Annotated in this window: 7 protein-coding genes; 2 read left to right on the top strand and 5 right to left on the bottom strand. The window is 57.2% G+C overall.

Annotated elements, in window-relative coordinates; translation table 11 throughout:
* The first annotated feature begins 175 nt into the window (after positions 1 to 175).
* A complete protein-coding gene (locus B4M48_RS13795) occupies positions 176 to 1,480 on the top strand; it encodes an MFS family transporter (protein WP_039379786.1) in 1,305 nt (434 codons plus the stop codon).
* On the opposite strand, the gene B4M48_RS13790 is transcribed toward B4M48_RS13795, so the two are convergent.
* The 5 genes from B4M48_RS13790 to trxC form a co-directional block, all read right to left on the bottom strand.
* Positions 1,481 to 1,801, bottom strand: a complete 321-nt coding sequence (locus tag B4M48_RS13790; RefSeq protein WP_039379784.1) for a YfiM family lipoprotein — start codon at positions 1,799 to 1,801, stop codon at positions 1,481 to 1,483.
* A gap of 4 nt (positions 1,802 to 1,805) precedes the next feature.
* The gene (pssA, locus tag B4M48_RS13785; protein ID WP_071668497.1) at positions 1,806 to 3,161 is read right to left on the bottom strand and encodes a CDP-diacylglycerol--serine O-phosphatidyltransferase; all 1,356 of its coding nucleotides are present in this window, start codon (positions 3,159 to 3,161) and stop codon (positions 1,806 to 1,808) included.
* 75 nt (positions 3,162 to 3,236) lie between these two features.
* On the bottom strand, positions 3,237 to 5,939 hold the full coding sequence (locus tag B4M48_RS13775) for a bifunctional acetate--CoA ligase family protein/GNAT family N-acetyltransferase (protein WP_039379780.1): 2,703 nt from the start codon (positions 5,937 to 5,939) through the stop codon (positions 3,237 to 3,239).
* An 86-nt stretch (positions 5,940 to 6,025) separates the two neighbouring features.
* Positions 6,026 to 6,730, bottom strand: a complete 705-nt coding sequence (locus tag B4M48_RS13770; RefSeq protein WP_071668498.1) for a tRNA-uridine aminocarboxypropyltransferase — start codon at positions 6,728 to 6,730, stop codon at positions 6,026 to 6,028.
* Between the two features lie 76 nt (positions 6,731 to 6,806).
* Entirely contained in the window at positions 6,807 to 7,226 is a 420-nt protein-coding gene (gene trxC, locus B4M48_RS13765; protein WP_039385620.1) for a thioredoxin TrxC, read from the bottom strand.
* Positions 7,227 to 7,382: 156 nt separating this feature from the next.
* Between trxC and B4M48_RS13760 the strand changes: the two genes are divergently transcribed.
* Positions 7,383 to 8,576 carry a tRNA/rRNA methyltransferase gene (locus tag B4M48_RS13760; RefSeq protein WP_039385619.1) on the top strand — a complete coding sequence of 398 codons (1,194 nt, stop codon included), beginning with the start codon at positions 7,383 to 7,385 and terminating at the stop codon, positions 8,574 to 8,576.
* Positions 8,577 to 8,595 lie beyond the last annotated feature (19 nt).

Raw genomic sequence — 8,595 nt, 5'->3', positions numbered from 1 at the left:
GCTGACGATAAAGTCTGCGACGTGATCAGGCTGACTGATATCCAGTAGCGACAGCTGCTCCCTTCATCCTTTACTACCGCTTCTCATTCCGGAGCAGAGCCAATTCCCTTATCGGGCAAACTAATGTTTTACTACCCGCTTCGCGTTTTTTCTTCGCAAGGAAATGAGGTAAAGCATGACCCATCAGGAACATCAAAACAGCAGACCGCCTGTATCAGCAGCAGAGACGCGGCAACGGATCCGGGCAATTGTCGGGGCGTCGTCCGGTAACCTGGTCGAGTGGTTTGACTTTTACGTTTACTCTTTTTTCTCCCTCTATTTTGCTCATGTCTTTTTTCCGGCAGGTGATACCACCACACAGCTTCTGCAAACTGCCGGGGTATTCGCTGCAGGTTTTCTGATGCGGCCGATCGGCGGCTGGCTGTTTGGCTATATTGCCGATAAGCACGGACGTAAAACGTCTATGCTGATCTCGGTCTGCATGATGTGTCTGGGCTCTTTAGTCATTGCGTGTCTGCCAGACTATGGCGAAATTGGCATAGCCGCGCCGGTTATTCTGCTGCTGGCGCGTATGTTTCAGGGGCTGTCAGTGGGTGGCGAGTATGGCACCAGTGCAACCTATATGAGTGAAGTCGCGCTAGAAGGCCGCAAAGGGTTTTATGCTTCTTTTCAGTATGTGACGCTGATTGGCGGCCAGCTGATGGCGGTGTTAACCGTCGTGGTACTGCAGCAGCTACTGGATGATGAGGCGCTGCGCAGCTGGGGCTGGCGCATCCCGTTTTTCATCGGTGCCGGGCTGGCTATCGTCGCACTCTGGCTGCGACGCTCTCTGAATGAAACCTCTGAAAAGTCACATCGCGCGCATCGTGATGCGGGCAGCGTTATCGGGCTGTTGCGCAATCACTCACGCGCATTCTTTATGGTGCTGGGTTTTACCGCCGGCGGCTCGCTGAGTTTCTACACCTTTACCACCTATATGCAGAAGTATCTGGTCAATAGTGCCGGAATGGACGCGCGCAGTGCCAGCGGTCTGATGACGGGGGCGTTACTGGTCTTTATGGTGATCCAGCCTGTTATCGGTGCGCTATCAGATAAAATCGGACGGCGTGCTTCCATGATGATATTTGGCGCGGGCGCCGCAACCTGTACCGTACCTGTTCTGCTGCTGCTGCAGCATACTGAGAGTCACTGGGTCGCATTCCTGCTGGTTATGCTGGCGCTGATTATCACCAGTTTCTATACCGCCATCAGCGGGATCCTTAAGGCTGAGATGTTTCCGCCAGAGGTGCGTGCGCTGGGCGTAGGACTCTCTTATGCGGTGGCCAACGCGATTTTTGGCGGCTCAGCTGAATATGTCGCCCTGCTGATGAAAAGAGAAGGTATCGAAACCAGCTTCTTCTGGTATGTCTCAGCCATGGGCGCGCTCTCTTTCCTGGTCTCACTTATGCTGCATCGTAAGGGAAAAGGAATTGCGCTGTAGTCAGTGACGGATATTCCAGAGCATGATGCCGCTGGCAGCGCCGGCGGCATCCCATGCCAGGTCTTTCCAGCTCCAGCCGCTTCCTGCTGCACGGCTGTCATAGAGCTCTTTTGCCGCGCCAAAACTGAGTGAAAACATCAGGCCAAAAGCCATATTTTGGGCATTATCCTGCTGCTGATGACGGGAGATTTCGCTGCCGGCGGCGGCAAGCAGCGCTGAGGCAACATAGTGCTGCACTTTATCTTTACCGGTCCAGCGATCCTGCGCCTGATGCGCACATCCGCTACACAGCAATGCTATACAGAGGATGTACGCCCGCATGACTTTACAGCAGCCGGCTGATCAACCGATCGATGCGGATGCGCCGCAGTCGACGGATAAGCTTGCGCACTTTGGCAGGGTAGTCAGAGATACTTTCCAGCTCGCGAAAGTGAGTGACCACCGTCGTATGCTCGCGGATTAGCGTCAGCTCTTTCTCGCGCTGTTCCGCCAGCTGATTAAGCGGGTCGTGAATCAATACCGCGTTTTCCAGATCCAGACGCCACGCGCGCGGGTTGAGATTGTTGCCGGTGATCATCATCCACTCATCATCAACCCAGATGCCTTTCAGGTGATAGCTGTTTTCACCATCTTTCCACAGGCGTACCGTCAGCTGACCGTTATCAACATAGTACTGCAGGCGGCTGAGGAAGCGACGCAGGTTGATCTCATAAAGATAGGGCAGGGCGCCGATCACTTTGAAGGGTTCAGACGGCGGAATATAGAAATCGTTCGCCGTCTTATCACCGACAATAATCTCAACATCCTTGCCCTGACGCAGCAGATGGATCAGGTTACGCACCAGAATGGCAGGCAGATTAAAGTAGGGTGTGCAGAGCGTCAGCTTTTGCTCGGCGCAGGGCATCAGATGGAAAATAGTTTTGTTAAGTAAGCTGCGTTTGCCCAGACCCACCAGCGGCGTCACCGCCAGCGTATCGTTGCCGGCATCACCGGTAAAATGATAATGAAAACTGCGCAGCTCGCTGCGAAACTGACGCGTCTCGTTTTTGATTTCCGGGCTGGAAGGGCGCTCAGCCTGATCGAGGCGGTTGACCGCGTCAGACTGTTTCAGGTTTTCATCGATCCACTCATACATCGCATTCGTTAACTGTGGATTACGAATCAGCTGATAGCGATCGTAGCGGTACCGTTCATGCTGATGCAGATAGACATCATTCAGGCTGGCTCCGCTGTAAAGCAGCGTATCGTCGATGATAAAACCTTTGAGATGCAGGACGCCCAGCGCTTCCCGCGTATTAACCGGAATACCATAAACCGGAATAGCAATATCCGGATGCCGGGTAGCCATCTCGCAGTACCAGTCAGCATTGGTCAGGCCACGCGCTGCACCGATACGTCCACGCTGCGCACGATGCCAGTCTACCAGAATGGCGATATCCAGTTCCGGACGAGCCTGACGCGCCGCATACAGCGCCTCCATAATACTGCGGCCGCCATCATCATTTTCCAGATAGAGCGCAGCAATACAGATGCGTTTTTCTGCCGCTGCAATTTTTGCCAGCAGCGTTTCGCGAAACTCAGCGGGCGAAAAAAGCGTGGTCACATCCGACACAGATTGTGACAGTTTAGGCAGCTGTGCGAGGTGTTGTTGGTGTTTATTGCGTTTAAATTTAGACAACATCACAGTGCACTTCTTCTCTGTTCATTTGTATGGCCTTTTGCCATCAAATCATGATCCTAACGTCAAATAATAACATCAACTCACCTGTTGAGGAGGATTTTTACCGTTCTCTACAGGCGGCGTTACGACGTCAATCAACGGTAAATTAAGCGTGACAATGCCATCATCAAGCTGAATATTCACGCGAAAGTTAAGTTTGCGCGCCAGCGTAATCATGCCGCTATTGTGCGGCATGGTTATACCGTTCAATTGTTGCAGACCGTGATCGCGGGTATAGCGAATCATCTTCTCCAGCAGCCGTCGCCCCATACCCAGCCCTTTGAGATCGGAACGAACCAGCACTGAAAACTCCGCATCGACATTATCAGCGTCAGATATCGCGCGGGTAACGCCGATAATCTCCTCTTCAGCGCCTTCCCGCTGGCGTACCGCCACAATCGCCATTTCGCGGTCGTAATCTATCTGCGTCATATTGGCTAAATCATCGTGGGTGAATTCGCTGATTTCACTGAAATAGCGGTAGTAGAGATCCTCTTTAGTCACCTGCGCAATAAAAGCGCGCAGCTGCGGCTCATCCTCAGGCAGGATTGGGCGAAACAGGCAGTGCTGGCCATCTTTCAACTCAACCTGCTCCTCCAGATGCTGTGGGTAAGGGCGGATAACCAGCCGCGCCTCGCTGTCGCCGCTAAAAGGGGCCAGCTGCAGCGTGACGTCAATAAGGGTAAAAGTTTCTGCCGATGCCAGCAGCGGATGAATATCAAGCCGCTGGATCTCCGGACAATCCACCACCAGGTTTGATACCTGTACCAGCAGCTGGCTCAGCCCGGCGATATCGAGCGGATGCAGCGCGCTGCGGCTGCGGATCTTGCCGCTTTTTATCGCCTGAATCACCAGATAGCGCGCCAGCGTCATATTCAGCGGCGGCAGCGCTACGGCGGCCTGCTTATCAGGCTGCCATTCAGCCCCCCCTTCGCCGAGCAGGATAATCGGGCCAAACAGCGGATCCTGGTCTACCACTACGCGCAGCTCCTGAGCGCCAGCCCGGCTGGCCATACTCTGTACCAGCAGGCCATCGACGCGCGCCTGCGGATGCGTGCTGCGCACGCGCTCAAAAATAGCCTGTGCGGCCTGTTTCACCTCGGCAGCGCTGCGCAGATAGAGCATCACACCCTGTACCTCAGATTTATGGGCGATATCGGGCGAGCGCAGTTTGAGGGCGACCGGATAGCCCGTCTGCTCAGCAATAGTGACCGCTTCCTGACTGTCGCTTGCGATCCAGCCGGGCAGCGTTGTCAGACCATAAGCCTGCATAACAGGCTGCACCTCATGGGTATCCAGCGTGGTCACACCGCGGTCAAGTGCCTGCTGCAGCAGCTGATGCGCTTTAGCGCTGTTTTGCTGCAGCCCCGGTGGCAGCGCCGGCGTTTCCCGCAGCTGCTTCTGGTTACGGCGATACTCGACCTGATGCATAAACGCGGTCACGGTGCCTTCCGGGGTGCGCCAGGTCGGAATGCCGGCCTGGGTAAAGGCGCGCCGCGCCGCCTGGGATGAGGATTCACCGCACCAGTTAGTCAGCAGCGTGATCTGCCTGCCGCGCGGATGACGCGCGAGTGCAGCAATAATCTGCTCCGCCGTCTCGGTCGCTGGCGCAACCGCGCTGGGGGAGTGAATAATCATCAGGGCGTCAAAATCATGACTGTCGAGCAGCAGTTCAATGCAGGCAACGTAGCGGGCAGGTGTGGCGTCATCTTTTAAATCCAGCGGGTTTCCCCGGCCAGCGCCCTCCGGCAGTAGTGAGGCTACTCTCTGTCGCATCGCCTCATCCAGCGAAGCCAGCTTACCGCTGCGCGCATAGAGCGCATCCAGCGCCAGAGCAGCCGGCGCAGCGCCGTTGCTGACGATCATCAGGCGCTCGCCGCGCAGCGGACGCATGTGGCTGAGTGATTCAACCGCAGAGAAAAGTTCATGCGTATCCTGCACGCGCAGCAGGCCGGCGCGTTGTATTGCGGCATCCCAGGCGGCATCCAGGCCGCTCAGGGTGCCAATCATCGCCTGCGCCTCCCGGCTGCGTCCGCTTTTGATGACCAGAATAGGCTTATTGCGTGAGGCGCTGCGCGAGGCGGAGACAAAACGCCGGGCATCGCTCAGGTGTTCCAGGTAGAGCAGGATAGCGCTGGTTTTCGGGTCGCGTGCCAGAAAATCGAGCACGTCATCGACATCGATATCGAGGCTGTCGCCCAGCGCGATAAACCAGGAGAAGCCGAGATTCCGCTGCTGCGCCCAGTCGAGGATGGTATTTGAGACCGCGGCAGACTGTGAAACAAAAGCAATACGCCCTTTAGCGATGGGCACCGGCGAGAAGCTGGCATTCAGCCCCTGCCACGGGGCCAGCAGCCCAAGACTGTTAGGGCCGAGCAGGCGAATCTGCCACTGGCTGGCGCAGGTTTTCAGCGTCTCAAGCTGGCTGGCGGGTGAGGAGAGAATAATGCAGGCTCTGCAGCCTTTTTCGCCCAGCTGCTGCAGCAGCTCTGGATTGCGCTTTGCATGGGTGCAGATAATGGCCAGATCGGGAGCAAAAGGCAGACTGGCGATATCGGGCCATGCCAGCACGCCCTGTACCGCCTTATATTTTGGCGTAACCGGCAGCACCGGGCCGCTGAAGCCGCCCGCCAGCAGGTTGCGCATCAGAAAATAGCCGGCACGCCCCGGCGTTACCGAGGCGCCAATTACCGCAATCGATTTAGGTCTTAACAGCGCTTCCAGTCCACGTTGACTCATCATCCACTCCTGCTGTCGGGATTGGCATGATTGTAAACGCTTTTACGGCGAAAACCGATTTGCTGCTGTCAGGCTGCGAGCCAGCTTCAGTTTTCGCTGCTGTTTAACGCCTGCTGCGTATGAACCGGATGATGCGGTTTGCCTGCAAGGTAGGCGTGACGGAACCGTTCAAAGTGCTGCTGCAGGGCGCTGGCGGTCACGTTGTCACCTGCCTGAGCAAGCAGGGCCGCAGCGACCTCTGCCGTGCAGTGCTGTCCTTCGCCGTGCGCCTCCCGCAGGGTGTAGCGCGACGGGGTGTTCACGCTCAGCGACATCACCGGAAAATGGTCCAGCCACGGACTTTTACGAAACATTTTGCGCGCCTCAGACCAGGTGCCATCCAGCATAATAAACAGTGGCGGTTTACCGCTGACCGGCGGCGCAGTCAGCACCTCACGTCCGGGATCGGCATAAGAGGCGGGGAACACCACCACCGGCTGATAGTCGCTGCTCTGCACTGCTGCCAGCAGCGCCGGGTCAGGCTCTGTTCGCGACCAGCCGAAGGCGAGGGTATCCGGCAGCACATCGGCAATCAGGCGTCCGGTATTGCTGGGCTTCATGGGTTCAGTATCGAACATCACCAGGCAGAAGCGGCTGCGCGACTGCTGCGGCTGCAGCGTGGCACACAGGCAGTGCCTGTGCGGCAACAGACAGCGCTGACAGCGCACAACGCGATTACCGCGCGCGAGAAAGGGCCTCGTAGCGCGGGCCAGACGTTGCGCCCGTAAGCGCAGAACAGCATTTTCAGACATAGACAGGCAGGGCAGGAAAAACGTCAGTGTAATAGAAGGGGGAAAGCAAGGCCAGCAATCTGCTGGCCTTCAGTGACTACAGGGTTTCGTCGAGCCACTCATTAAACGGCGTTTTCGGCATCGCGCCATTCAGCATATCGACCATTTCGCCCCGTTTAAAAATCATGATGGTCGGGATCGTGCGGATACGAAAACGCGTGCTGAGCGCCTGCTCAGCTTCCGTATTGACTTTAATAAAACGCACTTTGCCGCTGCGTTCGGCCGCAACTTCTTTAAATACGGGCGCAAAGTTCACGCAGGGGCCGCACCACGGCGCCCAGAAGTCGATCACGACCGGCAGGTCATCCTGCAGATATTTATCCAGCGTAGCGGCCGTGGCATTAACCACCTCGCCGTTGAAAAGCGCTTCGCCGCAGCGACCGCACTTTGCACCGTCGGCCAGACGCGCTTCGGGAACGCGGTTAACTGCCTGACAGCCGGCGCATACAGTATTCATTGTCATCTCAAACCGGTCCTGTAAATCTGATGATAGAGTCGTATTATGAAAAGGCTGGATGCTATGCTCAATCTGGATTACCCAATAGGTTCAATAGTTGATAGCTAAGCGCTGGCACATCAGGTAATCTTCGCGCTCTCAATGCTGGAGGAACAGATGAACGACGAATTTAAAGGCAAAAGCGGCAAGGTAAAAGTGATGTATGTACGTGAAGAGGAGGGCGGCAGTAAGCCAAATCCGCGTACCGGCAAAGGCGGCCGTCCTGCTGCGCGCCAGGAAGATAATCGTCGCTCTGCTCCCCGCAGCAATCGCAACAATGACGAAAGCGATCGCGCGCGCGCGCCACGCAGCGGTGACGATTCCGGTCGCTCACGCAGCCGTGACGACGCTGGCCGCTCACGCGCGCCGCGCAGCAGCGATGATGCCGGACGCGGCCGCCGCACGGATCGTAATGACCGTAGCGAGCGCAGCAGCCGCCCTGAGCGTAACGACCGCGACGATCGCGGCTTCAGTGATTCGCCGTGGCGCACCGTATCCCGCCCGCCGGTTGCTGCTGCTGGCAGCCCGGCGGATGACGCCGCTGACGCGAAGCCGGTAATCGATTCCGAGCAGATCCGCCGTCAGCGTCAGGAAGAGACGCGCGTCTATGGCGAAAACGCCTGTCAGGCGCTCTTCCTGAGCCGTCCGGAGAGCATCGTGCGCGCCTGGTTTGTCCAGAGCGTTACGCCGCGCTTCCGCGAAACACTGCGCTGGCTGGCCGCAAACCGCAAAGCGTATCACGTGGTTGAGGAGGCTGAGCTGGCGAAAGCGTCCGGTACTGAACATCACGGCGGCGTCTGCTTTATTATCAAAAAGCGCAGCGGCATGGCGGTATCAGAGTGGCTGAAAAAGGCAGAGCACAAAGATTGCGTGCTGGCGCTGGAAGATGTGAGCAACCCACATAACCTGGGCGGCATTATGCGCAGCTGCGCGCATTTTGGTGTGAAGGGGCTGCTGGTGAACGACGCGTCGCAGCTGGAGTCGGGTGCCGCCGTACGTACTGCTGAAGGCGGCGCTGAGCACGTACAGGCGATCAACGGCGAAGATTTCGCTGCAAGCCTTGATGCGTTCCGCAAGGCGGGCTACACCATCGTGACCACGTCGAGCCATGAGGGCACGCCGCTGGCGCGCGCCGAACTGCCGGCGAAAATGGTACTGGTGCTGGGTCAGGAGCGGGAAGGGCTTTCAGACAGCACCTTCCGGCAGGGCGAACTCAACCTGTCGATTGGCGGAACCGGCAACGTCGAGAGCCTGAACGTCTCGGTAGCAACCGGTATTCTGCTGGCCGAATGGTGGCGTCAGAACGCATAAAAAAACGGGCCATAGCGGC

This window comes from Pantoea sp. UBA6567 (genome assembly GCF_002434165.1).
In the GTDB taxonomy this organism is placed as follows: Bacteria; Pseudomonadota; Gammaproteobacteria; order Enterobacterales; family Enterobacteriaceae; genus Pantoea; species Pantoea eucrina.
This window is presented reverse-complemented; position numbering and strand designations above follow the sequence as displayed.